This window comes from Symbiopectobacterium purcellii, from assembly GCF_019797845.1.
Classification (GTDB): domain Bacteria; phylum Pseudomonadota; class Gammaproteobacteria; order Enterobacterales; family Enterobacteriaceae; genus Symbiopectobacterium; species Symbiopectobacterium purcellii.
The window spans coordinates 4,755,033-4,780,978 of sequence record NZ_CP081864.1; the positions used below are offsets into that span (position 1 = coordinate 4,755,033).

Sequence of the window (25,946 nt, forward strand, 5' to 3'; positions counted from 1 at the left end):
TATCCCATCAGCGAAAGAGACACACTTTTATACCGTTACGCACTATACCCTAAATAATCCGAGTGGCAGGAAGGCGTCAAGAGAGTGACAACTCTGCCAGAAGCAGAAATGAAACCGGTTTCATTTTGGATACTAAAAGGAGCAGCCTATGAGTACACGATTTCCTCGCGAATTCCTTTGGGGCGGGGCCACCGCTGCCAATCAGGTGGAAGGCGCATACGATGAAGCGGGCAAGGGACTGTCGATTGTGGACACCCTCCCAGGCGGCAAAGCACGCTTAGCCATCGTCGCGTCTGAGTCTTTCGATTTTTCGCTGGATACCGCGCGTTATACTTACCCAAACCACAAGGGCATCGACCACTATCACCGCTTCAAGGAAGATATCGCGCTGTTCGCTGAAATGGGTTTCAAGTGTTACCGCTTTTCTATCGCCTGGACCCGTATCTACCCTAACGGCGTGGAACAAACGCCCAATGAAGCAGGTCTGGCACACTACGATGCGGTAATTGATACCTGCCTCGCCCACGGTATTGAACCGGTTATCACCCTTTCTCACTACGAAATGCCGCTGCATCTGGCCACCGTTTATGGCGGCTGGAAAAATCGCGCACTGGTCGGTTTTTTCGAGCGTTTCTCTCGCACGGTGCTCGAGCGTTTCGGGCACAAGGTCAAATATTGGATGACCTTCAACGAGATCAACAGCGCGGCGCATTTTCCGATCATGAGCCAGGGGCTCGTCGTCAAAACCGACGCCCGGGACGCACAGGCGAAATTTCAGGCATGGCATCACCAGTTTGTCGCCAGCAGTCTGGCAACCAAAATTGCCCGCGAGGTTAATCCGAACATCCAGATGGGCTGCATGATTATTTATGCCACCACCTACGCCTACGACAGCAATCCGGTGAATCAGTTGGCGGCAATGCAACGTACACAATCCTTCAATTTCTATTGTGCCGATGTACAAGCCAACGGCAAATATCCCTACTATGCGCCACGATTGTGGGACTCACTCGGCGTCACGCTGGCGATCGAACCCTGCGATCTTGAACTGCTGGCGAATAATACCGTCGATTACATCGGTTTCAGCTACTACATGTTGACCACCGTGAACGAAACCCACGCTGAAGGTGAAGATACCGAAGGCAATTTACTGGGCGGAACGCGCAACCCGTTCCTCGAGGCCAGTGAATGGGGATGGGAGATAGACCCGACCGGCCTGCGCATCGCACTGAACCAACTTTACGACCGATACGGTAAGCCCCTGTTTGTGGTCGAAAACGGATTGGGTGCCATCGATAAACCCGACAGCAACCTCTACGTGGCGGACGATTACCGCATCAATTATCTGCGCCAACATATTGAGGCGATGGCCGATGCCATTGCTGACGGTGTGACGCTGATGGGCTATACCCCTTGGGGCTGTATCGATCTGGTCAGCATGTCGACGGGCGAAATGTCCAAGCGCTACGGGTTTATCTATGTCGATCTCGATGACACCCTCTCTGGCAGCGGCGATCGCCACAAGAAAAAATCCTTCTCATGGTATCAAAAGGTCATTGCCACCCACGGCGAAGATCTTGCGCTCTAAACATGGCGCAAAAAAAACGCTTGCCAATAAACGGCAAGCGTTGAATAAGATCAGGTCATAAAAGACTACAGTAGAGTGCCTCACTCAACGTAATGTCCGAAAAGTCCGATGGTGTTATGAATCGCAGTGAAACGGCTACTCACAACGTCATCTGAAGGTGGACGATAGGCACCTGTAAACGGCTCTGCATCATTCCCAGGATTATGAAGCCGAAGCAAACATAGAAAGCGGAATGAGCATCTACGGGGTTAGATTAGCAGGAACCGTGCCAAATCGTCCTTACATTGAAAACAAAAGAATAAAAACAATATAATTCATTGAAAATTATACAATTTAAAAAAATACATTTCACAATTCCTTCTCCCGGCTAACAACCAGTGCCTGGCAGAAATGCTCTGACTGTCTCCACAAAGAGACACAATATTGACTTTAATTTTTTTATGATTTATTTCAGTTAGTTACATGTCTCCATTTGGAGACATGTAAACAGGGCTTCTGTCGCCATTTTCCAACAGTCTGCTGAACTATCCCGCGATAAAGCCACGCAGATCCTGATGTAACTGTTGCAGTGATTTTTCATCAAGATAAGGCAAATGCCCCGACTCATACCGATGAAATTGCAGATTAGCTCGCAGTTTTTCAGGCAAAGAGAGGTGGTTGAGGTGATATTGCGCGACAAAGTAAGGCGTCGCCAGATCGTAGATCCCCCCGAGCACCATCACTTTCATGCGCGGATTCATTTTCATGGTTTCGGACAATGTAGGCAGCAGATTGAAAGAACGGTTTTCTGGCGTCATATTCCAATAGTAAATGGCATTCGAGTCAGAAACATAATCTTGCACCGTATTCACGTTCAATGCTTTTGCCAGGTAGTCGCGGTACGCGGAAATAAACCCGGAGCCGATGGTCATAACCGGATCGTAATCGCTGCGCGCAGCCATTTTATCCAACGAGGCGCCTCGATAACGGCCGTCAGCACGGCTGACCGTATCCCCCTGCTCTGTCAGCAGTTTTTTAACAAACAGCGGGCCTGAAACGCGCAAATCGGCCTTAACCCATTCCCGTGCGGGTATACCGGTGTAGCGGGCGAGTTGCTCAGCAAGCTCTGCTTTCTGCGCGTCTGGCAAGAGATTGCCCTGAGCCAACGCCTGTGCATAAGGACCCAGGGAAAACTGTTCAACCTCAGTCAGCAAATGATCCAGATTTTCTGCGACCTTTTCCGGATGCTGATAATAATGGGCGATTGCCGCATAGGTTGGCAGCGCCAGATAATAGGGTTGATCGATGCCGGGGTTGGATTCGGGACGATCGATATCAATGTCCTGGCTCAAATACTGCGACAGCAAAATAATACCGTTAACATCAACGTTGTGCTGCACCTTCAGTTGGTTTGCCAGCGCCACCGTACGCGTCGTGCCGTAGCTCTCACCAAGCAGGTAACGCGGTGCATTCCAGCGCTGATAGCGGCTCAGAAACTGCGTGATAAATTGCGCAAACGCGTGTGCGTCTCCATTAATGCTGTAGGTGTCATTCTCCTTTTGACGCTTCTGCGCCTGCCGCTCCTGAGCATTGGCCGCATTGCTGATAAACTGACCAAACCCGGTGCCCGGCGCATCAATAAAGACCAGATCGCTGACATCAAGCAGAGAATAGGCATTATCGATAACCGGATAAGGCGGCAATGCCGGTTTATCTGGCGTGCTGGTGACCACCCGTTTTGGCCCTAAGCCGCCCATATGCAGCCACACGGAAGAAGAACCCGGTCCACCGTTATAGATAAACGTGATCGGCCGATTCTCCGGTTTCTCCGTCTTCTTCACTGACTTGAAGTAGGCTACGTAGGACAAGGTCGCGATGGGTTCATCGGGATCGGCCGTATTCAGTGCTAATGCGCCCACTTCGGCACGATAATTAAGGAGACCCTGGTTAAGTTTCACTTGCCCTTCACTCACCATCACATCACTCGGTGCCGGAGCCTGTTCCGGTACTGACGGCGGTGATGCCATGGCAAACGCGGAGCTTAAGCATAAAGACATCATTATAAAAACAAAACGTTGCAAGTTATTCATGGTATTCCTTTTACATTACCATCCTTATGGGAACCATTTCGTTTCCGATGTCCATCCCCTCAATTTCATGCACTGATTGAAAAGGGCCTGGCGGCTACCACTATTAACATCCATCACATAACTTTGTGTTTCTGGTCGTTGCCCACTGATATATTTTTCATTTTTACAGTCGTCCTTTTTCCCACACGGCAAATAGTAAGACGTATATTGCGTTCGCTGCGCCACTTCATTTTTCACAGGGAATTTTTCTTCGCTCAGCGTTTCACAAGCACCTTTCGAGATAGTGAAATCCTCAGCGTTTGCGCTGCTTTTCACCCATTGCGTCGTACAACCAGAAAGCAGAAGTGTGGCAAACAATAATGTAAACTTAATATTCATTTCGATTCCTTTTAATACAGATTTCTTACCTTCAGCATAAAATTATATTATTGGTTCATTTCTTGCGTAGCAATTTATACGATCAATGACACATCATTTAACTTGTGTTTAATATTAAAAAGAGAAATATCGAAAAAAAATGAAAAGTATTTGGCTGTTTTGTCTAAATAAAAACAGGGAGATAGCCTTAATAACTTACAGTACAAGACAACACGTTAACGCATTGAACCGCACCAGCGAACGCAACATGAAAGATGAGGGATATATCAATGAATTATCCGCGCCGTGATCGCGGCGCGGATGGAAACATCAGCGAGAAGCCAGTTGTTCCAGACTCTGCTTTGCCAACTGATGGAGGTAGTGCGCGGTAGGGAACAGTGCGCTGTCATCAACCCGGAATTTTGGATGATGCAGTGCATAAGGCCCGCCCGAACCGACCATCATGAAGGTACCCGGCAGTTTTTGCTGATAGAAGGCAAAATCCTCGCCAATCGGGCTGGCGTCCACGCGGCGCGCTTCAAAACCTTCTTCATCGGCAACGCGCAGGGCAAAATCCACCCATTCCGGCGTATTGACCACGGACGGCGGCCCGGCGTGCCAGATAAACTCGAGTTCAGCGCCAAAGGTGCTGGCAATACCTGCCACAATCTGGCGAAAGCGCTGTTCAATCAGATCGCGCGCTGCCTGACTAAAGGTGCGTACCGTGCCTTCCACGTAGGCGGTATCCGGGATCACGTTCCAGGTACTGCCACTGTGTACCTGAGTGATTGACACCACAGCGGTATCATCCGCAGGCACTGTGCGGCTGATAATGGTCTGCACCGCACTAATCAACTGGCCGAGAATGATAATGGGATCGTTACCTTCATGGGGTTTGGCCGCATGGCAGCCTTTGGCAGCGATCTTGATTTCAAAACGATCCACGCCTGCCGTCAGCGCACCATCTTTACCACCGACCACGCCAACCGGCAGCGTTGGGTCGTTGTGAATGCCAAAGATGGCTGCCGCGTTATCCAGTGCACCGGTCGCGATCACTTCTGGCGCGCCCAGCCCAGTTTCTTCTGCCGCCTGGAACAGAATGCGCACCGTGCCCTTTAGCTCTGACTCGATGCCTTTGAGCAAAATGGCGGCACCCAACGCGGCAGATGAGTGAAAGTCGTGCCCGCAAGCGTGCATCACGCCCTGACGCTGAGAGAGGTGAACTCCACGCCGGATTCTTCTTCAATCGGCAGTGCGTCGATATCTGAACGTACGATAACCAACGGGCCATCCTGCACGCCGCCGACTTCGGCAACCAGACCGGTTTTCAACGGCAGATCCAGAATGCGAATGCCTTCCTTCTCCAGCGCGGCGCGGATTTTCTTGGTGGTTTCAAATTCCTGGTTGGATAATTCGGGGTTCTGGTGCAATTCGTGCCGGAACGCCTGAATAAATTGCGCTAACGGCGCATGCTGAGGTGCTGTTTTCACGATGTATTCTCCACACTGTCCGTGCTTAACGCCGCAGCATAAACCCGCGGCGCGCAGGGTATTTTATCTATCCCCGTCATACTTCACGTTGCAGATGCGTTGGCTGCGCTCACTCACCCGAATCACTTACCGGAGTAAGCTCATCGGAATTCATTCGCTTGCCGCTCTCCTGCAACTCGAAGTATTTAGGGTACAAATAGCTTGTTATCACTGCATCGTCAGATGTCGTATTCCGTATGTTCCGGCATCTTGGTCATCTGACGTAAGAAACGCTGTGTCTGCGGGTTGTCAGAGAAACTGATCACCTGCTCGGCCGGCCCCTGCTCGACGATATGCCCGTCGGCCATGAAAATCACCCGGTCAGCAACCTCTTTGGCAAACTGCATTTCATGGGTCACGATAACCATAGTGGTACTGTTTTTCGCCAGATTTTGAATCACTTGCAGCACTTCGTGCACGCGCTCCGGATCCAGCGCCGAGGTAGGTTCATCAAACAGAATGGCTTTCGGATCCACGGCCAGCGCCCGCGCGATGCCCACGCGCTGCTGCTGCCCGCCGGACAAGGTCACCGGATACTGATGGGCTTCCGGCAGCAGGCCAACCTGCTCGATAAGCCTTAGTCCGATCTCCTGCGTCTGCTTCTTCGGCATTTTTTTCACCACGATCAACGCTTCCGTGATGTTTTCCAGCGCGGTTTTATTCTTGAACAGGTTGTAGTTCTGGAACACCATCGCGGTCTGCTGACGCAGTGCGTAGGCTTCCTTGGTGCTATACCGGCGCGTATCCAATACGCGATCGCCAATTTCAATCGTGCCGGACTCCGGTTTTTCCAGCAGGTTAAGGCAGCGCAGCAGGGTGGATTTACCTGACCCTGAGGGGCCGATAATCGCCACCACTTCGCCCTGTGCGATATCCAGACTGATATTGTCCAGCACCACTTTGTCGCCAAAGCGTTTTGAGAGGTTTTTTACACTGATCATGGCGGCGTCTCCTTAGCGCTGTAATGAGTGGTTCAGTTTCTTTTCCAGCCAGTTTTGCAGTCTGGAATAAACGATGATGACCAGCCAATAAATCAGCCCTACCACCAAGAAGGTTTCAAAGAAACGCAGCGATTCTGCGGCGATCATTTTACCTTCAGCAAACAGTTCAGATACGCCAAGCGCAAAGGCTACCGAGGTGTCTTTGATCAGCGAGATAAAGGTGTTACCTGTGGCAGGCAGCGCGTTAAGCATCGCCTGCGGCAGTACGATACGGCGATAAATCTGTGAACGATTCATGCCGATCGACAGCCCAGCTTCCGTTTGTCCCCAATCGACCGAGGCCAGCGCAGCGCGGAAAATCTCCGCCATGTACGCCGAGGTTTTCAGGCTAAAGCCGATAATCGCCGCCGACATCGCGGTCAGATCGCTGAGCGCCGGGAACAGCTGCGGCAAACCGAAGTAGATAATAAACAACTGAACCAGCGATGGAATGCCGCGAAACAGCGAGATATAAAATTCGATCACTTTCACCAATACCGTGATCTTGCTTTCCCGCAGCAGCGCTAGCACCAGACCCAGTATCATGGCGAAAATCATGGATACCACGGCTAACAGCAGCGTGGTCGGTAAATAGAGCAAAACCTGAGGAAACACCTTCAGCAGGTAAGCAAAATCGATATTCATGAGCAGTACCATTAATGCTTCCACCGGCGCAAGCACCGGTGGAAAAGAGATAACAAAAAGCGCGTCGGTTAGTGTGCTTGCGGTGCGGCGGTAATGTCCTCACCGAAATATTTCACGGAGATCTCTTTCAGACGGCCGTCAGCACGCATTTTCGTCAGCTCGGCATTGAACTGCTCACGCAGTTTGTCGCCCTTTTCATCTTTGTGGAACGGGAAACTGACTTCTTCAATCACCAGCGGATCGCCAACCAGTTTGAACGGCAGGTTACGCTTGTTGATTTCAGCCAACAGAATTGGGCGGGAGTTTACATAACCTTCCACGCGCTTGGACAATGCATCGTTCATTGCGCCATCGCGGGTTTCATAGGTACGGATGGTCACACTGCCGTCAGCAAAGGCTTTCTTCAGGTTATTCAAGTGGTTAGAGCCCAATACGCCCGCCACGGTTTTGCCTTTCAGATCATCCAGCGTGTTGATGTTGGTGTTATCTTTGTGCGTAACAATCTGGCTGCCGTAGTAGCTGTACACATCGGCAAAGTTATACTTTTCTTTGCGCGCCGGCGTGATCGCCACAACGTTGGCCACGGTATCAAGTTTGTTCGCTTCCAACTGCCCCATCAGGCCGCTGAAATCGGCGGTAACCCACTCAATTTTGTAATTCAGATCTTTCGCGATGGTTTCCGTGACTTCAACGTCAAAACCCACCAGCTTGTTATCTTGCTTAAAGCCGCTCGGGTAGCTTTGTCCGGTAGAACCTACGCGCAGCACTGTGCTGGCTTCTCCGCCCGCCGCCGCTTTTTTGTCCTGAGAGTCACAACCCGCCATCAGAAAGGCAGTGGTAAGCGCTAACGCAGACAAAGTCAGTTTTTTCATTATCATGTTCATGCCTCTCATTGGGAATTTTTCTTCTTCCACTGGTGATAACCATCCTGGTCTAACACTTTTTCCATATAAATCGTCAGGTGGCCTTTACCCAGATTCGCCTGCCCGACTTCGTTAAAACCGTAATGCTTATACATCTCGATAAGCCAGGGGTGGCTCTGTGCCGTGCCCAAAGAAACCGCGGGTGCCTTGAGTTGTCCAATCAGCACGGTTTCTTCCAGCCACTGCATCATCTGGCGGCCAAACCCCTGACCTTTGTAATCTGGGTGGGTGGCGAACCAGCCCAAATGCGGCAAACCATACGGGCCAGGCTCCGGTCCCCAAGGGTAACGGATGCTAAAAGATGACACCATCACACCGTCTTTTTCCAGCACATAAACACCGTGGCGCGTAATATGGCGACGCACCATATTGATATCCGCCTCAGCCGCAGCAAAGTGAATGCCCAGTTGACGAATTGGTTCGTAGGCCGCCAATGCCAACACCAGAAACGCTTCGTCATCTTCCAGCGTGAGCTGGCGAAAAACCGTACTCATGTTTGACGCTCACTTACGCTGGCAGCAGGCCGGAGTTGTCGGCATAACGAATCACTTCATCCACTTTCTGCGGTGCACAACCCAAATAGTTGACCGGGTTCAGCCACGCGTCAAGCTCCTGTGCGGTAACCTGCGCTGACAGCACCGGATCTTCCAGCAGTACCTCTTTGAAATGACGGTTCTGTTCAAACGCTTTCATGGAGCACTCGTACACCAAATGGTGCGCGGTTTGTTTGCCCATACGTTTGCCAATTTCAAACATCACTTTCTCAGAGAGCAACAGGCCGTTTTGCAGTTCCAGGTTCGCCAGCATCTGTTTTTCATTCACCGACATACCACGCAGGATACCCAGCGCATTCTGCAACTGTGCAGAGAGGTAAATGTTCACTTCCGGCAGAGCGATCCACTCAGCGCGCCAGCTCATGGCGTCACGCTCATGTTCCACTTTCATGGACTCATGAATCAGCGATGCGCTTTTGAAAATGGGTGCGGTCAGGCTAGCCAGCCCTTCCAATGCCGCCGGGTTACGTTTGTGCGGCATGGTGGTGGAGCCAATTTTTCCCGCTGAGAAGGGTTCTTCAACCTCGTTGATTTCCGTGCGCATCAGGTTATACAGTTCGTTGCCGATCTTGCCGAGCGTACCGCTGATCAGCACCACCACGGAAGCATATTCGGAGAAACGATCGCGCGCGGACTGCCAGCCGATGTTTGGCGTACCCAGTCCCAATTTATCCAGCGTCAGGCGCTCAATCTGCGGCCCCAGTTCGCCAAAGGAGGCATAGGTGCCAATCGCGCCGTTCACGTTACCCACCAGTACGCGGGCTTTGATCTCTTTCAGACGCTCCAGGTGACGAACAAATTCATCCAGCCATACAGCCAGTTTAAAGCCAAACGTGGTCGGCAACGCCTGCATGCCGTGAGTGCGCCCCGTCATCGGCGTATGCTGATATTTTTTCGCCAGGCGTTTCAACTCAACCGCCATCAATTGCGTGTCGCGTTCGACAATGGCGAAGGCCTGCTGTAATTGCAGTACCGTGGCGGTATCCACGATATCTTGCGTGGTCACACCATAGTGAATGTATTCGCCCGCGTCGCCACACTGCTTCTGAATCGCGGTGATGGTGGGCATCAGGGAGTGCTTCATACGGACCGCGTCCTGCGCGATCTCTTCCACATTCAGTGCGCTTGCATCTGCTTTCGCGGCAATGGTTTGTGCGGCGTCGGCCGGGATAACACCCAGTTCGCCTTCGGCCAGCGCCAGCGCAACTTCAACGTCAACCTGTTTCGTCAGGCGGTTATGTTCTGACCAGACAGCACGCATTTCGGGCGTGCCAAAGTTGTTCCCGATGAGGAGAAAATCAATGAGATGTGATGCCATAGCTTACTCGTTCGTTGGATGTGTCAGGCGGGATTTTTGTCGTCGTTCTAATCTTGGGAATATAGCATGCGACAAATCGGCCCCCATATATCTTCTGGATCTATCTTATACCCTAAATAATTCGAGTTGCAGGAAGGCGGCAAGTGCGCGAATCCCGATGAACTTACTCAGGTAAGTGATTCGGGTGAGCGAACGCAGCCAACGCACCAGCAACTTGAAGTATGACGGGTATATATTCAGAAGATAGATCGTTTACCACACATCCAGACGTAACGCTATATTGATATCCATCACATTCCGTAAAACCGCATCACTTGCTGTATTGCGTTGTCAATACAGCCCGTTGAATCGCCTCGGGTGCCAGAGAAAATGGCAGCAGCGCGGCGCTGGCAGCAGGAAATTTAAACGTTTGGGACAGCGTATTGGCCAGTTCGGCATAGCGGGCTTCCGACACCGGTAAGCGCGCAGGGGCGTCATAGCGCTGCAACTGCGCCAACAAATCGGGATCGACCGATCCGTCGTCGCGCGCCACTAGCGACTGCACCCGCAAGCCGTAGCCCACTTTCTCACCGTGCAACCAGTCATGCAGTTCAGGAACGTGCGTCATACGATTATGAATCGCATGGGCCACGCCGGGTGAAGGGGAATCATCACGCATGCTGTTTGCCAATCCGGCCAGCGCGATATTGGCATCAATCACCTTTTGCAGCGCCACAGTCACCCGCTGTTCGGCATTGTCTCTTAATGCCTGTTCGCCCCACTGTACAAAGGTATCGCGGGCGAGCGTTGCCACCTGAACCTTGAGGTTCAGCGCCAAATTATCCCCGTTCTTCGCCAGATAGGGCTGAAATTCATACCATTTAGCCAGTGCATCGACGATCCCGGCTTTCAGATAGCGCACATCGCTGCGCGCAATCACGTCGCTGTCAACCAGCACCATCACCGGCATGTGTTGCAATACCTGCGTTCCCTGATGTCCCCCCTGCTCATCATACAGAATACTGATCGGGGACCAAGCCGCGCAGGTAGCCGCAATGGTCGGTAAGGTGATTGCCTGGCCGTTCTCCAGCCCGTCGGCGACCGCTTTGGCGCAGTCCATCACACGTCCACCGCCAACACCAAGGACAACATGCACACCGCGTTGAGCAATTTCACGTCGATGGTGTGCAATGGCCTCGCGCGTGCATTCCCCTTCCAACAGGTACACATCAAACTGCACGTCGGACTGTGTCAAACTGGTGGAAAGTGCATTTTCTACCGCTGCCCAGGCGCGTGGGCTGGTTAACACGGCAATGTGACGAGAAAACGGGGCAATCCGTTCACCCACACGTGAAAGCAGGCCAGACTGGTGGTGATAGACACCGGGCGATTTGATAGCAAACACGGTAATTCCTTGATTTCTTTACGCTGCGCCACCCCATATGCACAGGCTATAACGTGCAATAATAAAAGCCTGCCAGCAGGTTGTAACCGAGCAAATGGTCATAAGATATAACGGGAAGGTATAATTTCCTGTTTGTTTTGAATGATATAGTTTTCAAACAAACAACGCTCCTTCACGTCCCCCCAATGCGCATCCCATTGTTGTTAGCCTGCCATTATCCTCGGAGCTGATGAGCGCGTTGCAAAGCGTTAACCCGATTTCGTTCTAAACCCTAAATAATTCGAGTTGCAGGAAGGCGGCAAGTGAGGGAAGCCGGATGCGCTTACTCAAGTAAGTGATTCGGGTGAGCGAGCGTAGCCAACACATCTGCAACGTGAAGTTGCACGGGTATAAACCAGGAATGTTGAAACAGGAACCCCATGATGAAAATCCAATTGACCCGCCACGTCAGTGCCGCGCTGCTGACCCTGCTTGCCGCCGTGACGCTGGCTGGCTGCGATAATAACAAGAGTGCGGAAACACAGAGTAAGGTATTGCGCGTGGGCACGACGGGCCAAAGCTTCCCGGGTTCCTATAAAGAGAACGGCACGCTGGTCGGCTACGATGTCGAGGTTGTGGAAACCATCGCCCGCGAACTGGGTTATCAGGTCACCTGGACCACGGCTGATTTTAGCGGCCTGATGGGCCAGTTGGAGGCCGGGAAACTGGATACCGTAGCCAATAATTTCGTGAAAACCACCGAGCGTCAGAAAAAATACAACTTCACCGACACTTACCTCACTTATGCAACGCAAATCGTCACCAGCGTTGAGAATAAAGACATTCAATCGCTGGACGATCTCAAGGGTAAAACCGTATCCGGCGTTTTAGGCTCGACCCACGTGACCAACCTGCGCAACGCCTTTCCCAACAATGACGTCACCATTCGCACCTATGAAACCCGCGACGGGGCGATGAATGATGTGATTAACAATCGCGTTCAAGGCTATGTCAATTCACGTCCCATCCTGCTGGCGGAGATTAATAAACGCCATCTGCCGCTGAAGCTGGTAGGCGAACCCATCTCCAACGAGCAGGTCACCTTCCCGTTTGCCAAAACGGCGGATGGCGATAAGTTGCTGGCAGAATTCAATCAGAAGCTGCAACAACTGCGTCAAAATGGTCAATTAAAAGCCTTGGCAGAGAAGTATTTCGGTAGTGATAAGGTGCTGGAAGGCGGTAAAGCGGAATAAACGATTTCGCCCTTGCACAGCGGGGGCGTTTTTCCACAAAACAGGCGATGCGGATACCGGAAAGACGGATGCCAGAAAGCAAAAAGCGGCTGTTCCTGAGGAACAGCCGCTTTTCACAGAAAGTGGTCGGCGAGAGAGGATTCGAACCTCCGACCCACTGGTCCCAAACCAGTTGCGCTACCAAGCTGCGCTACTCGCCGAAATACTTTTTCAACATTATCAGTGTATCACACTGACTGTTGCTGACGTTCGTTGGTGCGAAGAGAGGGACTTGAACCCTCACGTCCGAAGGACACTAACACCTGAAGCTAGCGCGTCTACCAATTCCGCCACCTTCGCATACATTCACGAACATCTGAATCTGGGGTGGCTAATGGGACTCGAACCCACGACAACTGGAATCACAATCCAGGGCTCTACCAACTGAGCTATAGCCACCAATGTACTGCTTACAACTAACGATAAAACCGGTACGTCCCTTACGGTGAATTGTACCACCGCAGCTCTTGCACACAATTCTTATAAAACAAAGTTATTGGTGCGCCCGACAGGATTCGAACCTGAGACCTCTGCCTCCGGAGGGCAGCGCTCTATCCAGCTGAGCTACGGGCGCATAGCGCCGTTGCGGGTGGGGATATTACGGATTTAATCTCTGCCTGTCTAGTGCTTTTTTTATCGAAATGATGCGTTTGCTTATGCTTTGCGCATTTCGTACCGAAAACACACAGTCAGCGACGATCCCCACCCATTAATCAGGCTTCAGGTGCGGTTAATGCCTGTTTTTTACGCCCTTCCAACACAGCATAAATCACGCTAACCACGGCAAGAAACCCCATCCCCACCAACAAGGACATCCGCGTGTCTTCATTAATGTACATGCCCACCAATACGCACAGCAGGAAGGCCATGGTCAGGTAGTTCACCCACGGAAACAGCACGGACTTGAACGGGTGTCCCGCTAATTGTGCCTGATGCTGCTGACGAAAACGTATTTGGCTTATCAGCACGACAAACCACGGCACCATGCCCGGCAGCACGCTGGCGCTGTAGACATAGACGAACACTTTTTCCGGGTTTGGAATAACGTAGTTTAGCGCCGAACCTAACAGCAGACAAAAGATAGAGACGGCAACACCTGCCGCGGGCACGCCGCTGGCCGTGACTTTACCGATCCAGGCAGGCAGCTGACGGTTGTTTGCCAGTGAATAAAGCATACGACCGCAGCTGTACATCCCGCTATTGCAGCCGGAAAGCGCGGCGGTCAACACCACAAAGTTGATAATACCCGCCGCCGCAGTAATCCCAATTTTAGCAAAGGTCAGCACAAACGGGCTGCCAGCCGTGCCAATTTCATTCCATGGGAAAATGGTGACGATGATAAAAATGGCACCCACGTAGAAAATCAGAATACGCCACAGTATGTTATTAATTGCACGCCGCAGGGTAATTTTAGGGTTCTTGGCTTCACCCGCAGTGATCCCAACCAGTTCCACGCCCTGATAAGAGGCCACCACCAGACACAGCGCAAACAACAGCCCTTTCCAGCCACCCGCCAGGAAGCCGCCGTGCTCGGTCAAATTGGCAAAGCCCGTCGCCTGACCGTGGTTACCAATACCAAAAAAGATAATGCCGACACCGACCACAATCATCACAATAATGGTGGTGATTTTAATCATGGCAAACCAGAACTCGATTTCACCGTACAGGCGCACAGCGGCCAGGTTGGCCAGCGCCACCATCGCCACGCACACGATAGCCGGGATCCACTGCGGCAATTCTGGGAACCAGTACTGCACGTAAACGCCGATGGCGGTGATTTCGGAGATCCCGACCGCCATCCACATAAACCAGTAGCCCCACGCGGTGAGATAGCCAAAGAACGGGCTCATGTATTTATGCGCATACACGGCAAAGGAACCGGTGACCGGTTCCATATAGAGCATTTCGCCCATTGAGCGCATGATAAAGAAGACGAATATCCCGGCGACGATATACGCCAGTAGTACAGACGGCCCGGCCCACTTCAATGCGCTCGCCGCGCCCATAAACAACCCAACGCCAATCGTTCCGCCAAGCGCGATCAGCTCAATGTGACGCGCCTCAAGCCCACGGTGGAGCTTGCCTTGCGTTTCCTCGTTTGCCATAGATCCTCAGTCTTAAATGTTGTGTTTTCCTCCCGGTTTCATACCGGGTTTTATGGTGCCCATCCCGCTTTCGAGCGGGTTAGTGCATTTTAGGCAGCATATCCTTCTGCATTTTTTCCTGATTAGCAAATAGTCATTTAAAATCAAATGAGAATAACAATTTTGTTTTAAGAGCCAATTGTCATAATAAATAACGATGGCTACACAGAAGGGGAACGCCGTTACAGGCGTCCACTGAAGTAGTAGGCAAGGAATTTTAATAGCTTAATCTGACGCGTAATGCGGCTGGGTTGGCTCAACAGGCGGTAAAGCCATTCAAGCCCTAAGCGCTGCCACGCCAGCGGCGCACGTTTCACGTGCCCGGTGAAAACGTCGTAAGTGCCTCCCACGCCCATATACAGCGCCTGAGGATGGTAACGACGGCAATCACGCATCAGTATCTCCTGGCGAGGAGAGCCCATCGCCACCGTAACAATACGTGCCCCACTGGCACGCACGCGTTCAAACACCGCATCGCGCTGTTCCGGTGAGAAATAGCCATCCTGGCTGCCGACGATATTCACCTGCCACTGCGCCCGCAGTTTCTCTTCCGTTTGGCGCAGTATCGCCGGTTTTCCGCCCAGCAAAAAAACCGGGGTGCCTTCCGCACCGGCTTTTTGCATCAGCGCTTCCCACAAATCAGCCCCGGCGACACGCGCCACCTTCGCCTGCGGATATTTACGCCTGATGGCGCGCACAATACTGATGCCGTCGGCATACTTGTATTCAGCCTCGGCAATCAAGTCCCACAGCGACTTATCCTGCTCGGCGGTCAACACTTTCTCGGCGTTGATTGCCACTAACGTACCGGTTTTGACCTCTCCCTCAGCGAAAAGGTACGTCAGACAGGCGGCTTGATCCGCAAACCCATGCAGCGGGATATTACGAATGCGATAAAGCGGGACAGAAACAGGATTTTCCATCGGGGTTCCTTATGGTGTATCCGGAGTATGTGGCGTCAAGGTCGCCGGTGCCGTAGGCGAACGAGCCCAACGCTGGCGGATCAGGCCCGCACCTTCTAACAGCCAGTAGAGCAACTTCGCGGCCAGCACGCACAGCCCAAACACCAGGATAAAAAACACCACGCGCGACACAAAAGTATCGCCGCCTTCTCGCACCAGTACTATCAGGTTAAAGATGGCACCAAAGCAGAAACTTTGCAGAACCGCCGCGCTATAGCGATTCTGGCTACGACGGCCCGATTCATACAGGGCATCAAACCACTTGATGATGAGGCCCACCACAATGGCGCCGAGCGGGATAAACAACACACCGCCCATCACCACCAGCGACCCCAGCAGCGTAGGTGAAATCGCCAACCCAGAGTGGTTATTGAGCACTTCCCAGGTGAAATAGTTAGCGCTGTTGAGCACCAGATTGGGACGTGCTGGCCACAACCAGGACGGGATAAAGACATAAAAATCACGCGCGATGGGGGCCAACCCCTTAAAGTCGATGTCACCGTAGTGTTGCCACAGCAGCGCTAAATTTTCCCACGGAGAGAAGGTATCGCGCGTCAGATAAAGGAAGGTGTAAAACGCTTCCGCACCGCTAACGTCCAGACTGTAGCGCTTTAACGCCAGCCAGAACATGGCAGTAACGCTCACCGCCCCCGCAGCGACCAACATCCACAGCGTGATCCAACCGCGCTGGATGCCAATAAACAAGAACAGGGCAAAAGCGATAATGATATTTGCCCGCGTACCGCCGACAATCAGGTAAGTCAGTATTCCGAACCCAACGGTGCCCACCAGAAACAGCAACCAGGCTCGGCGCGTCTGGTACAGGAAATAAACCACCAGCATGGCGGGAATAAAAAAATAGAAGAAACGCTTCAGGGCAACGCCCGAGACCTCGCTGGAAAAGATCTGGCTGTAGGAGCGCAGTTTGAACAGCAAAAAACCATTGTTGATAAAGAAGATAGCCACAGTCACCACGGCCACCAGCGCCAACAATAGCCACGTCAGATGCGTTTCAACACGATTCATCACAAGCCAGGGTTCGCCAGTCGACCGGCGTTGTGCTCGCAGGCGAGTCTTATATGTCACGTAATAGATGGCGTAAAACGCGGTTGCCGACAGCAGCGCCTGAAGTAAATAAGTCGCGGGCACTACCGCCACATTGAATTTAAACGCCAACAGGCAGGTAAAGGGAAAACCGAAATAGAACGTCAGCAGAAAAAGTATCGAGAACAGTACGTTAAAGTTAAAGCGTACACGACGAAACTCTTTCCAGGTCAAAAAAAGAATAAAGGAGACGGCAAACAGATACACCACCACCAAGCCGCCGAATTCACCCTGTGTCATCGCTTCGTCTCCGCCGCCAACGTCAAAGCATCGAGCCATCCTCGCTGGTAGTTGGGCTGGAAGAACGCGATGCGGCGCTGATCCACGCTCGCGATCTGGCGTTGCGCTTCACGAACCACCGCTTCCGTCAACGTATCGCCGTAAAATAGCACCGGTAAATGCTGTTCGGCCAGATCCTGCCAGAAGGGGTTCTGTCGGCTGATAACAAAGGGCACGCCGCACTGAATCAGCAGGCAAAGCGTGCCAATGCCTTGCTGACGCGGGAAGATAAAGACGCCGAGATCGCAGCTGCGCAGCATGTTCAGGTAATCGTCGAACGCCAACTGTTCGCGCAGCAACTGAAACTGTTTCGTGCCAAACAGTGTTTCACCTTCCTGCGCCACCTGATTGATGTAATCGTCATTGTGCGCGGGATAACCCATGGGGACAATCACCCGAACCTGTGGCCCCAAATGCTGATGAATAGCCCGCAGCGCTTCGATATGCCGATTGCTCTTATCACCGGAATTACCCACCAGCACCGTCATTGGCCCAGCCAGCGGTTTGGTTACGGTCTCTTCCGTCAGCGCCGGGTTCATTTTGGTGGGGAAGTAAAGCAACGAAGCGGGTACATCAGCATACCGCTGCCGATAGAAATCCAAATCGCCGCGTGTGGCAAAGACATGACCGATACGCCCCTGCGCCATGCGACGCAGCAGGTAAAACAGGCGATGCTTCCACTGCGTGGCCTCTTCATACAGATCCGCGCCCCACACATGCCAATAGGCCTGGGCCGGTTTGATACGCCGACCCAGCAGCGCCAGCCAAATCCACGGGTTGAACTGCCCGTGGAAAAAGAACCGCGTCTGTCGATTGGCCCTTGCCCGCGTCACCACCGCCTGCGCCAGCGCACGTTTATCGGCATAGCAGGTTAACGTCAACCCAGGAAAAGCCTGCGGCAATCCCTCATCACCGGAGACCACCATAAAATGCGTGACCACAGGCGCAGGCAGTTGCGTTGCCAGCACATCGTGGAAGAAGCGCAGCAGCGTCTGGTTATGATGCGGGATATCCGATCCCAGCACGTGAATCAGTGTCGTCATGGTCGCCTACGGTAAATAAGAAAAACACAACAGCACAGTAAAAAGTAAACCACATAGGTCAGCATATAAGCTTGCGTGGCCCCCAATGCACCGTGGCGCGGAATCAACCACTGGGAGAAACCACTCAGCAACAGAAACTGGCTCAGTTCCGCCAGTAGATAAAAGCGCAGCGCCGCTTTGGCAATCACCAGATAACCAAAGACATAGGCCCCCACTTTCATCACATCACCCACCAGTTGCCAGGCGAAGAGATCGCGCATCGGCACAAACTGCGGGGAAAACAACAGCCAGATAGCCACATCGCGCAGTAACCAAATCGCGAGGCTGACCGCCGCCACCGCAGGGATAACAAACCGCAATGCGCGGCCGATCTCTCGCGCAATCGACGGCTTTTCCTGCAATCGCGCCAACGTCGGCAGCAAATAGACCGAAAATGCGGCGGTGATAAATTGCAGGTAAGCATCGGATATCGAACTTACTCCCTGCCACAAGCCAACCGCGTCCCACCCGGCATGCGCCGCGAGCACGTTACGCATCATGATATAGGCGACGGGCACCGTTACCGCCGTCATCACCGCCATCAACGTAAATTTACCTAACTGCGTGGCGAATGCGCGGTCCCATACCGGACGCAAATGCTGCCAGCGCACAGGGGTGCGCCGCCACAACAACATACCGGCGGGCAGCGCAATCAACGCCGGTACCAGTGCCAATCCCACCAGCGCACCGGCGTAGCCTCCCAGCAAAAAGCAGGCAACAAACGCCACCAGCCCAATCAGGCTGCCCCCGACCATCGCCAGCGCATTGCCCTGTGCGTCCCGATACCCTTTCAGGATAGCCAAAAAGAAGTTGGCGCAGGCAATACCCATTTGCAGCAACGCCAGCAGGCGTATCACATCACGATAGCGATCGTCGCCAAACAGCACCGTGGCTATCGGCCCCGCCGCCAGCACAAACAGGAGCGCTAACGCCGATGAAAAGAGCGCAATCAGCGTCGCTGACGTCCCCAAAACCTGTTGCAATGACTCAGGCTGCTGCTGATGGCGCGCCACCAGCATGATCACGCCATTAAATATTCCCACACCTGACAGCACGCCCAACACGGTGATCAGTTGGCGGTAATTCCCCGCCAGCCCCACGCCGCTCGGACCGAAGGCCACCGCCAGCAATTTGATAACCACCAGACCAATGGCGATTTTGACCAGCGTCGAACCCGCCGTCCATAAGGACGCTTTTGCCAATGACATATCAGGAAAAGAAGCTCAGGATGGTGTTGATCACCGTGCGCTGATTCACGTCAGACAAATTATAAAACAGCGGCAAGCGGACCAGTCGCTCACTTTCCCGCGTGGTGTAACGATCCTCCCCGGAAAAACGCCCGAAGCGCAGTCCCGCAGGTGACGTATGCAGAGGAATATAGTGAAACACCGTCAGGATTTCCGCATCCTTCATGTCGCGAATAAACGCAGCGCGATCGTCAATATCGCGCAGCTTGAGGTAAAACAGGTGTGCATTGTGCTGGCAGTGCGCCGGCAGCGTGGGCAGCGTGGGCAGCGTAACGCGCCCGGCCTCCGCCAGTGGGCGGAAGGCATCATAATAGTTATGCCACAGGCGTAAACGTCGTTCGTTGATGCGCCCAGCGGCTTCCAACTGCCCCCACAGGTAGGCAGCTTGAATATCTGCCATCAGGTAGCTGGAGCCGATATCGCGCCAGGTATATTTATCGGCCTGACCACGGAAAAACTGGCTACGGTTGGTGCCTTTCTCGCGGATGATTTCCGCTCGCTCGACCAATGCGGGGTCGTTGATCAGTGTGGCACCGCCTTCACCACCGGAGGTGTAGTTCTTGGTTTCATGAAAGCTGAAGCAGCCAATATGACCAATCGCCCCCAACGGACGCCCTTTATAGCGAGCCATCACCCCTTGCGCGGCATCCTCCACCACCCACAGGTCGTGCTTTTCTGCCAGCGCCATAATGGCATCCATCTCGCACGCCACACCGGCATAGTGCACTGGCACGATGGCACGGGTCTTGTCGGTAATCGCCGCTTCAATCTTGGTTTCATCGATGTTCAGCGTATCCGGGCGCACATCGACATAAACGATGGTTGCGCCACGCAGGACAAAGGCATTGGCGGTGGAAACGAAAGTGTAGCTGGGCATGATCACTTCATCACCCGGCTGAATATCCAGCAGGATGGCCGCCATCTCCAATGATGCGGTACAGGAGGGGGTTAACAACACTTTCTTGCTGCCAGAATAGTGTTCCAGCCATTGTTGGCAACGGCGCGTAAAGCCGCCATCACCACACAGCTTGCCGCTGCTCATGGCGGCCTGCATATAGTCCAGTTCGGTACCCACAACCGGAGGAGCGTTAAAGGGAATCATGCGGTCTCCTGTAAAACCAATGCGCCGTGTCATGAATCTGTGCGCCACTGCGTTGATAAAGGCGCAGCGCACGCGTATTACCCAACTGCGTAGCCACCCACAGGTGCGCAACGTGACGCTGCTGGCACCAGTGCCTTGCCAGCGCCATAAGCGGCATGCCCTGCCCGCCGGCGGTGCCCGGCCACGCGGCCAAAAGGCCGATGCGCGCCTGGTCTGCCTGCGTCTGGCGCAGTGTCACCCAACCGAGTGGCGCACCTTGCGCGTTGTGCGCAATCAGGCAGACATCATCAAAGGTACCACGCACCGCGTTTTCCACCCATTGGGCGTAAAAACGGCCGCTGTCGGCCGCGCAATACCAGGGTGCGCGAAACCGGCTCTGCAAAAAAACGCGCGCAGCGGCGTCACGCAGCGGCGCAATATCCGAAGTATCCGCCACGCGCCAGGCCGGAAGCACCACCTCACCAGAATCGATGGGCAGGCAAAAATCCACTTCGCTCTCTGCCAGTTGGAAACCTCTTGCTGAGAGCGCATCGATCGTCGCCAGATCGCTGGCAGAAACTTTGGCCTGCACCACCGCATAGGCATTCAACGCCATGGGCGTTAGCACTGGCGCATCATCACTGAACGACAGGCGCGCGCTGGGGAGGGCGAAAAAATCGCTTTCCCACGCTAACGGCATCAGATGCGCACGGATCCTGGCTGTCATCGCCTCTCCTGTCATGGCTTGCACGCTGCTGTTACTGACACAGGGGCGCGACAAACGCGTCGATTACGCGTCCAGTCCCAACCGTTCTCCGGTATAGGAACCATCCTGCACGCTGCGCCACCAGGCTTCATTATTCAGATACCACAATACCGTTTTACGCATGCCGGTCTCGAACGTCTCCTGCGGTTTCCAATCCAGCTCCTGCGCCATTTTGCTGGCATCGATGGCATAACGCATGTCATGGCCGGGTCGGTCAGTCACATAGGTAATCAAATCGCGATAATGGGTTACACCCGCCGGTTTTTGCGGCGCCAGCTCTTCCAGCAGGTCGCACAGGGTATGTACCACGTCGAGGTTTTTACGCTCGTTATGGCCGCCGATATTGTAGGTTTCCCCGACCTCACCCGCCGTCACCACGCGGTAAAGCGCACGCGCATGATCTTCAACAAACAGCCAATCACGGATCTGCGCACCGTTGCCATACACGGGCAGGGGCTTAGCGGATAATGCGTTGAGGATCATCAACGGAATCAATTTTTCCGGAAAGTGGTAAGGGCCGTAGTTATTGGAGCTGTTGGTGATGATCGTCGGCAGCCCATAAGTGCGCATCCAGGCACGCACCAGATGATCGCTGGAGGCTTTAGAGGCGGAATAAGGGCTGCTGGGTGCATACGGCGTGGTTTCGGTAAACAGATCGTCCGTGCCGTGCAGATCGCCAAACACTTCATCGGTGGAAATATGGTGGAAACGGAAGGCGGCTTTTTTCTCGTCATCCAGTGCGTTCCAGTAGTGGCGCGCCGCTTCCAGCATCTGATAGGTGCCGACGATATTGGTTTCAATAAATGCCGCCGGACCGTCAATCGAGCGGTCAACGTGACTTTCCGCCGCCAGATGCATCACCATATCCGGCTGATACGTAGCAAAAACCTGATCCAAAGCGGGACGATCGCAGATATCAACCTGCTCGAACGCGAAACGATCGCTGGCCGCCACCGGGGCCAATGACGCCAGATTCCCGGCATAGGTCAGCTTATCGACGACCACGACACTGTCTTGCGTTTCTGTTACCAGATAACGCACCAGCGCTGAACCAATAAACCCTGCGCCGCCTGTAACCAAAATACGTTTCAACGCCATACTCCTTTCGTGTCTACAATCCACTGTTGTTTTATCTTTTCAGGTTCTATCGCGCGGAATGCACGGTGATCGACCAGCATCACCACCACATCTGCCTCACGCAACGCCGTCGGCAATTCGGTCAAGGTGACCAACCCGGTCAAACGTGGCGGTAACGCAGCCACATTCGGCTCCACGGCCAGCGTCGTGCCACTGTGCCACTGCGCAATCATTTCGGTAATCCCGACCGCCGGGCTTTCGCGCAAATCGTCAATATCCGGCTTAAACGCCAGCCCAAAACAGGCGATGGTCACGTCACTGGCGCGTTTGCCGCTCTGCACCAGACAATCTGCTACCGCCATTTTGACGCGATCGACCACCCACAACGGCTTACCGTCGTTCACCAATCGCGCGGTGTGTATCAAACGCGCCTGCTGCGGGTTTTGCGCCACAATAAACCACGGGTCTACCGCGATGCAATGACCGCCAACGCCGGGGCCAGGCTGAAGGATATTCACGCGCGGGTGACGATTCGCCAGACGAATCAGTTCCCATACGTTGATACCCTGTTCGGCACAAATCAGCGACAGTTCGTTGGCAAAGGCGATATTCACGTCACGGAAGCTGTTTTCTGTCAGTTTACACATCTCGGCCGTGCGAGCGTCAGTTTCAACGCATTCACCTTCAAGAAAAATCTTGTATAACGCGCTGGCGTGCGCGGCACATGATGGCGTCATACCGCCAATTACCCGATCGTTTTTCACGAGCTCCACCACCACCTGCCCAGGCAATACTCGCTCCGGACAGTAGGCAATATGAATATCGGCATCGTCCCCGGTGTGCTGCGGGAAGGTCAGATCGGGTCGGGCGTCGGCCAGCCACGCCGCCATCTGCTCCGTCGCGCCAACGGGACAGGTGGATTCGAGCACCACCAGCGCGCCGGGCTGCAACACGGGTGCAATCGACGCTGCCGCTGCCTGTACATAGCTCAAATCCGGTTCGTGTCCCTCTTTGAACGGCGTTGGCACCGCAATCAGAAAGGCATCAGCCGCCTCGGCTTTATGCGTTGCCGTCAAATAACCGTTTTCCACGGCGACCTTTACCATGGCCCCCAGATCGGGTTCGACAATATGAATCTCACCGCGATTGATGGTTTCCACCGCATGGCGATTAACGTCCACGCCAATCACCTGTTTTTTCCGTGAGGCAAACGCGGCTGCGGTCGGCAAACCGATATAGCCCAACCCAACTACCACTATTTTATTGATTGTCATTGCGTTAGTTGTCATGGTATTGCTCATTGTCGTGTAACCAAAGGGTTCTTCAGTGCGGCAATAATACGCTGACAGGCGGTGCCGTCACCGAACGGGTTATGCGCTCGGCTCATGGCCTGATAGGCCGCATTGTCGGTCAGCAGTTGCGACACCGCGTCCAGAATCGTCATCACCTCAGTGCCAACCAACCGCACCGTTCCCGCGTCCACAGCTTCTGGCCGCTCGGTTGTTTCACGCATCACCAGCACGGGCACGCCCAGCGAGGGCGCTTCTTCCTGAATGCCGCCAGAATCGGTCAAAATCAGGTACGACCGGTTCATCAGGTAAACAAACGGCAAGTACTCCTGCGGCGCGATCAGAAACACGTTATCAATACCGCTTAAAATACGATTAACCGGCTCACGCACATTGGGGTTCAGGTGCACCGGGTACAGAATCTGCGCTTGTGGGTGGCGACGGGCAATGCCCGCCAGCGCAGTACAAATACGCTCGAATCCGTCGCCAAAGTTTTCACGACGATGCCCAGTAACCAGAATCAGTTTTTTATTCGCATCCAGAAAACCGTAGTGGGTATCCAGGGAGTGGCGCAATGTTTCATCGCCAAGAATTCGATCGCGCACCCAGAACAGCGCATCGATAACCGTATTTCCCGTCACCAGAATCTGCCGGTCGCCGAGATTTTCCCGCAGCAGGTTATCACGCGCCCGCTCGGTTGGCGCAAAGTGATAGGTCGCCAAATGGCCGGTCAGCTTACGGTTGGCCTCTTCAGGCCAGGGCGAATAGAGATTGCCCGTGCGCAACCCCGCCTCCACATGAGCGACAGGGATACGCTGATACAGCGCCGCTAGGCTGGCGGCCAACGTGGTGGTGGTATCACCATGCACCAGCACAAGATCGGGTTTGAACGCCGTCAATACCGGCTCCAGTCCTTCCAGAATACGGCAAGTGACCTCGCTCAACCCCTGTCCCGGCTGCATAATGTTCAAGTCATAATCTGGCGTAATAGCAAATAAACGCAGCACCTGATCCAGCATCTCCCGGTGCTGGGCAGTTACGCATATTTTCGATTCAAAGGCTTCATCTTGAGCCAGGGCATAAACCAGAGGGGCCATTTTGATGGCTTCTGGACGGGTGCCGAAAATAGTCAACACTTTCACTATGAATCTCTTTCATCAGGTTAGGGGATGCCCTTTCAGGCGGCATAAACGGTCAATCCACCCGCCGCTGAGGTTTACAGCGAACCAATGCAATGCCCGCCCCGGTTAATGCACCGATAGCGCCCCACATCACCATCAAGAACAGGCGACGCGGACTGTCTCGCTTCACCGGCTCCTCTGGCGTGCGCAGATAACGGTAGGTCTGCAATGCCGCATCGAGGGTTGGCTCAACGCTTAACGTCGCCAACATGGCGCGATCTTGGTCATAATCGATGTCGTAGCGCGGCCCACTGGCCTGCAGGGATTCCAATTGCGCCTGCAACATCGGACGCCCCAACAGGAAAAGTTCTGAGGGCGGCAATTCTTGCGCGGGGGTATCGGTCTGGCTGCGGCTTATCCCCTGCTGTTGCGCAATTTTTAGCGCCATCTTCACGCTATTCAGGTCGCGATCGAAAATGGCCTGCGCGACCGCTTCCTGGCGCTGAATCTGCGACTGTAAAAACACCTTACGTGCCGCCCAGGCACCCTTCAGTTCACCGTTAAGGTGTTGCGCGGCGCGCTGACTGGCAAACTCGATATAGTCGCGCAACAGGCGATTGGCGTCAGGTGCGTTGTCCGCCGTCAGGCGCACGCTATCGAAGGTCTTTTTGCCGTCGTCGCGCGGGGTAAACTGGATGTCGGCGATCAGTTCGTCCAGCAAGGCTGCATCCGCCTTGGCATCACCGTCCTGATTCGATTTATAGTAGTCGCTCTGTAGCCAGAAATCGCGCCGGGTATCATACGCGGCAACCTGCATGACAAACTCGTCGTATACTTTGGCTGACACCGACAGCGCCTCGGGCGGCAGCGATGCAAAGGCTTTGGCATCCAGATTGCGTAAGAACTGCTGTTGCGGATAATAACCGCCCAGCCGCGTGACGCCGGGCCGGTCCGTTATTGCCATGGCGCTCCACTCCTGGCGCGCAAGATAGGAATACCCCAACGCCACCAGCGCGAAAGCCAGCGCTACGCCGGCAATCCAGAATTTGCCTCGCCACAACGCACCGCACAGGCCACGAATGTCCAGTTCATTCTCGATACCGGCATCCGCAGTCGTCACGCGGTAATGGGCTTCGCCAGAGGTTCCGTTAGCAGGGTTTTCGTGTTTCATTACTT

At 53.7% G+C, this 25,946-nt stretch carries 21 protein-coding genes, 4 tRNA genes and 1 pseudogene; 2 read left to right on the forward strand and 24 right to left on the reverse strand.

Features of this window, described 5'->3' with window-relative positions:
* Window positions 1–148 precede the first annotated feature (148 nt).
* The gene (locus K6K13_RS22130; RefSeq protein WP_222158871.1) at window positions 149–1,588 is read left to right on the forward strand and encodes a glycoside hydrolase family 1 protein; all 1,440 of its coding nucleotides are present in this window, start codon (window positions 149–151) and stop codon (window positions 1,586–1,588) included.
* Window positions 1,589–2,112: 524 nt separating this feature from the next.
* Here the strand turns inward: K6K13_RS22130 and K6K13_RS22135 are convergent.
* The 9 genes and pseudogenes from K6K13_RS22135 to K6K13_RS22175 form a co-directional block, all read right to left on the reverse strand.
* On the reverse strand, window positions 2,113–3,627 hold the full coding sequence (locus K6K13_RS22135; RefSeq protein WP_222158872.1) for a S10 family peptidase: 1,515 nt from the start codon (window positions 3,625–3,627) through the stop codon (window positions 2,113–2,115).
* Window positions 3,628–3,681: 54 nt separating this feature from the next.
* Window positions 3,682–4,035, reverse strand: a complete 354-nt coding sequence (locus K6K13_RS22140; protein WP_222158873.1) for a hypothetical protein — start codon at window positions 4,033–4,035, stop codon at window positions 3,682–3,684.
* A gap of 309 nt (window positions 4,036–4,344) precedes the next feature.
* Window positions 4,345–5,504 (reverse strand): annotated as a pseudogene (locus K6K13_RS22145) (M20 peptidase aminoacylase family protein).
* 218 nt (window positions 5,505–5,722) lie between these two features.
* Window positions 5,723–6,484, reverse strand: coding sequence for an amino acid ABC transporter ATP-binding protein (locus K6K13_RS22150; RefSeq protein ID WP_222158874.1), 762 nt, complete (start codon window positions 6,482–6,484; stop codon window positions 5,723–5,725).
* Between the two features lie 12 nt (window positions 6,485–6,496).
* Window positions 6,497–7,168 (reverse strand): amino acid ABC transporter permease, encoded by a 672-nt coding sequence (locus tag K6K13_RS22155; RefSeq protein ID WP_222161225.1) that lies wholly within the window; start codon window positions 7,166–7,168, stop codon window positions 6,497–6,499.
* A 68-nt stretch (window positions 7,169–7,236) separates the two neighbouring features.
* Window positions 7,237–8,046, reverse strand: a complete 810-nt coding sequence (locus K6K13_RS22160; protein ID WP_222158875.1) for an amino acid ABC transporter substrate-binding protein — start codon at window positions 8,044–8,046, stop codon at window positions 7,237–7,239.
* 11 nt (window positions 8,047–8,057) lie between these two features.
* Complete coding sequence (locus K6K13_RS22165; RefSeq protein WP_222158876.1) at window positions 8,058–8,585, reverse strand: GNAT family N-acetyltransferase; 528 nt, start codon at window positions 8,583–8,585, stop codon at window positions 8,058–8,060.
* Between the two features lie 13 nt (window positions 8,586–8,598).
* A complete protein-coding gene (gene purB / locus K6K13_RS22170) occupies window positions 8,599–9,963 on the reverse strand; it encodes an adenylosuccinate lyase (protein ID WP_222158877.1) in 1,365 nt (454 codons plus the stop codon).
* Window positions 9,964–10,273: 310 nt separating this feature from the next.
* Window positions 10,274–11,347, reverse strand: a complete 1,074-nt coding sequence (locus K6K13_RS22175) for an iron-containing alcohol dehydrogenase family protein (RefSeq protein ID WP_222158878.1) — start codon at window positions 11,345–11,347, stop codon at window positions 10,274–10,276.
* A 422-nt stretch (window positions 11,348–11,769) separates the two neighbouring features.
* On the opposite strand from K6K13_RS22175, the gene K6K13_RS22180 reads away from it, so the two are divergent.
* Window positions 11,770–12,579 (forward strand): amino acid ABC transporter substrate-binding protein, encoded by an 810-nt coding sequence (locus K6K13_RS22180; protein ID WP_222161226.1) that lies wholly within the window; start codon window positions 11,770–11,772, stop codon window positions 12,577–12,579.
* A 123-nt stretch (window positions 12,580–12,702) separates the two neighbouring features.
* Here the strand turns inward: K6K13_RS22180 and K6K13_RS22185 are convergent.
* From K6K13_RS22185 to wzzE, 15 genes are all read right to left on the reverse strand, one after another.
* Window positions 12,703–12,779, reverse strand: a tRNA-Pro gene (locus K6K13_RS22185).
* A gap of 53 nt (window positions 12,780–12,832) precedes the next feature.
* Window positions 12,833–12,918 (reverse strand) — tRNA-Leu (locus K6K13_RS22190).
* A 23-nt stretch (window positions 12,919–12,941) separates the two neighbouring features.
* Window positions 12,942–13,017: transfer RNA gene (locus K6K13_RS22195), tRNA-His, on the reverse strand.
* A gap of 98 nt (window positions 13,018–13,115) precedes the next feature.
* Window positions 13,116–13,192 (reverse strand) — tRNA-Arg (locus K6K13_RS22200).
* A gap of 139 nt (window positions 13,193–13,331) precedes the next feature.
* Window positions 13,332–14,723, reverse strand: coding sequence for a bifunctional threonine/serine APC transporter ThrP (thrP, locus tag K6K13_RS22205; protein ID WP_222158879.1), 1,392 nt, complete (start codon window positions 14,721–14,723; stop codon window positions 13,332–13,334).
* A 221-nt stretch (window positions 14,724–14,944) separates the two neighbouring features.
* A complete protein-coding gene (gene wecG / locus K6K13_RS22210; RefSeq protein ID WP_222158880.1) occupies window positions 14,945–15,685 on the reverse strand; it encodes a lipopolysaccharide N-acetylmannosaminouronosyltransferase in 741 nt (246 codons plus the stop codon).
* A gap of 9 nt (window positions 15,686–15,694) precedes the next feature.
* Window positions 15,695–17,068, reverse strand: a complete 1,374-nt coding sequence (gene wzyE, locus K6K13_RS22215) for an ECA oligosaccharide polymerase (protein WP_222158881.1) — start codon at window positions 17,066–17,068, stop codon at window positions 15,695–15,697.
* Window positions 17,065–18,150, reverse strand: a complete 1,086-nt coding sequence (locus K6K13_RS22220; RefSeq protein WP_222158882.1) for a TDP-N-acetylfucosamine:lipid II N-acetylfucosaminyltransferase — start codon at window positions 18,148–18,150, stop codon at window positions 17,065–17,067. The genes wzyE and K6K13_RS22220 overlap by 4 nt, the downstream gene beginning before the upstream one ends.
* Window positions 18,147–19,397, reverse strand: coding sequence for a lipid III flippase WzxE (gene wzxE / locus K6K13_RS22225; protein WP_222158883.1), 1,251 nt, complete (start codon window positions 19,395–19,397; stop codon window positions 18,147–18,149). The genes K6K13_RS22220 and wzxE overlap by 4 nt, the downstream gene beginning before the upstream one ends.
* Window position 19,398: 1 nt before the next feature.
* A complete protein-coding gene (gene rffA, locus K6K13_RS22230) occupies window positions 19,399–20,538 on the reverse strand; it encodes a dTDP-4-amino-4,6-dideoxygalactose transaminase (protein WP_222158884.1) in 1,140 nt (379 codons plus the stop codon).
* A complete protein-coding gene (rffC, locus tag K6K13_RS22235) occupies window positions 20,525–21,244 on the reverse strand; it encodes a dTDP-4-amino-4,6-dideoxy-D-galactose acyltransferase (RefSeq protein WP_252120377.1) in 720 nt (239 codons plus the stop codon). The genes rffA and rffC overlap by 14 nt, the downstream gene beginning before the upstream one ends.
* Window positions 21,245–21,307: 63 nt before the next feature.
* Complete coding sequence (gene rffG, locus K6K13_RS22240) at window positions 21,308–22,381, reverse strand: dTDP-glucose 4,6-dehydratase (protein ID WP_222158886.1); 1,074 nt, start codon at window positions 22,379–22,381, stop codon at window positions 21,308–21,310.
* Window positions 22,372–23,634, reverse strand: a complete 1,263-nt coding sequence (gene wecC, locus K6K13_RS22245) for a UDP-N-acetyl-D-mannosamine dehydrogenase (RefSeq protein ID WP_222161227.1) — start codon at window positions 23,632–23,634, stop codon at window positions 22,372–22,374. The genes rffG and wecC overlap by 10 nt, the downstream gene beginning before the upstream one ends.
* A 23-nt stretch (window positions 23,635–23,657) precedes the next feature.
* Window positions 23,658–24,791, reverse strand: coding sequence for a non-hydrolyzing UDP-N-acetylglucosamine 2-epimerase (gene wecB, locus K6K13_RS22250; RefSeq protein WP_222158887.1), 1,134 nt, complete (start codon window positions 24,789–24,791; stop codon window positions 23,658–23,660).
* Between the two features lie 52 nt (window positions 24,792–24,843).
* A complete protein-coding gene (wzzE, locus tag K6K13_RS22255) occupies window positions 24,844–25,941 on the reverse strand; it encodes an ECA polysaccharide chain length modulation protein (protein ID WP_222158888.1) in 1,098 nt (365 codons plus the stop codon).
* Window positions 25,942–25,946: the final 5 nt, after the last annotated feature.

Bases quoted from the DNA above. Each gene is read 5' to 3' on its own strand.
- K6K13_RS22130 (WP_222158871.1), top strand. From the start codon at position 149: ATGAGTACACGATTTCCTCGCGAATTCCTTTGGGGCGGGGCCACCGCT.
- K6K13_RS22135 (WP_222158872.1), bottom strand. From the start codon at position 3,627: ATGATGTCTTTATGCTTAAGCTCCGCGTTTGCCATGGCATCACCGCCG.
- K6K13_RS22140 (WP_222158873.1), bottom strand. From the start codon at position 4,035: ATGAATATTAAGTTTACATTATTGTTTGCCACACTTCTGCTTTCTGGT.
- K6K13_RS22150 (WP_222158874.1), bottom strand. From the start codon at position 6,484: ATGATCAGTGTAAAAAACCTCTCAAAACGCTTTGGCGACAAAGTGGTG.
- K6K13_RS22155 (WP_222161225.1), bottom strand. From the start codon at position 7,168: ATGAATATCGATTTTGCTTACCTGCTGAAGGTGTTTCCTCAGGTTTTG.
- K6K13_RS22160 (WP_222158875.1), bottom strand. From the start codon at position 8,046: ATGATAATGAAAAAACTGACTTTGTCTGCGTTAGCGCTTACCACTGCC.
- K6K13_RS22165 (WP_222158876.1), bottom strand. From the start codon at position 8,585: ATGAGTACGGTTTTTCGCCAGCTCACGCTGGAAGATGACGAAGCGTTT.
- purB (WP_222158877.1), bottom strand. From the start codon at position 9,963: ATGGCATCACATCTCATTGATTTTCTCCTCATCGGGAACAACTTTGGC.
- K6K13_RS22180 (WP_222161226.1), top strand. From the start codon at position 11,770: ATGAAAATCCAATTGACCCGCCACGTCAGTGCCGCGCTGCTGACCCTG.
- thrP (WP_222158879.1), bottom strand. From the start codon at position 14,723: ATGGCAAACGAGGAAACGCAAGGCAAGCTCCACCGTGGGCTTGAGGCG.
- wecG (WP_222158880.1), bottom strand. From the start codon at position 15,685: ATGGAAAATCCTGTTTCTGTCCCGCTTTATCGCATTCGTAATATCCCG.
- wzyE (WP_222158881.1), bottom strand. From the start codon at position 17,068: ATGACACAGGGTGAATTCGGCGGCTTGGTGGTGGTGTATCTGTTTGCC.
- K6K13_RS22220 (WP_222158882.1), bottom strand. From the start codon at position 18,150: ATGACGACACTGATTCACGTGCTGGGATCGGATATCCCGCATCATAAC.
- wzxE (WP_222158883.1), bottom strand. From the start codon at position 19,397: ATGTCATTGGCAAAAGCGTCCTTATGGACGGCGGGTTCGACGCTGGTC.
- rffA (WP_222158884.1), bottom strand. From the start codon at position 20,538: ATGATTCCCTTTAACGCTCCTCCGGTTGTGGGTACCGAACTGGACTAT.
- rffC (WP_252120377.1), bottom strand. From the start codon at position 21,244: ATGACAGCCAGGATCCGTGCGCATCTGATGCCGTTAGCGTGGGAAAGC.
- rffG (WP_222158886.1), bottom strand. From the start codon at position 22,381: ATGGCGTTGAAACGTATTTTGGTTACAGGCGGCGCAGGGTTTATTGGT.
- wecC (WP_222161227.1), bottom strand. From the start codon at position 23,634: ATGACAATCAATAAAATAGTGGTAGTTGGGTTGGGCTATATCGGTTTG.
- wzzE (WP_222158888.1), bottom strand. From the start codon at position 25,941: ATGAAACACGAAAACCCTGCTAACGGAACCTCTGGCGAAGCCCATTAC.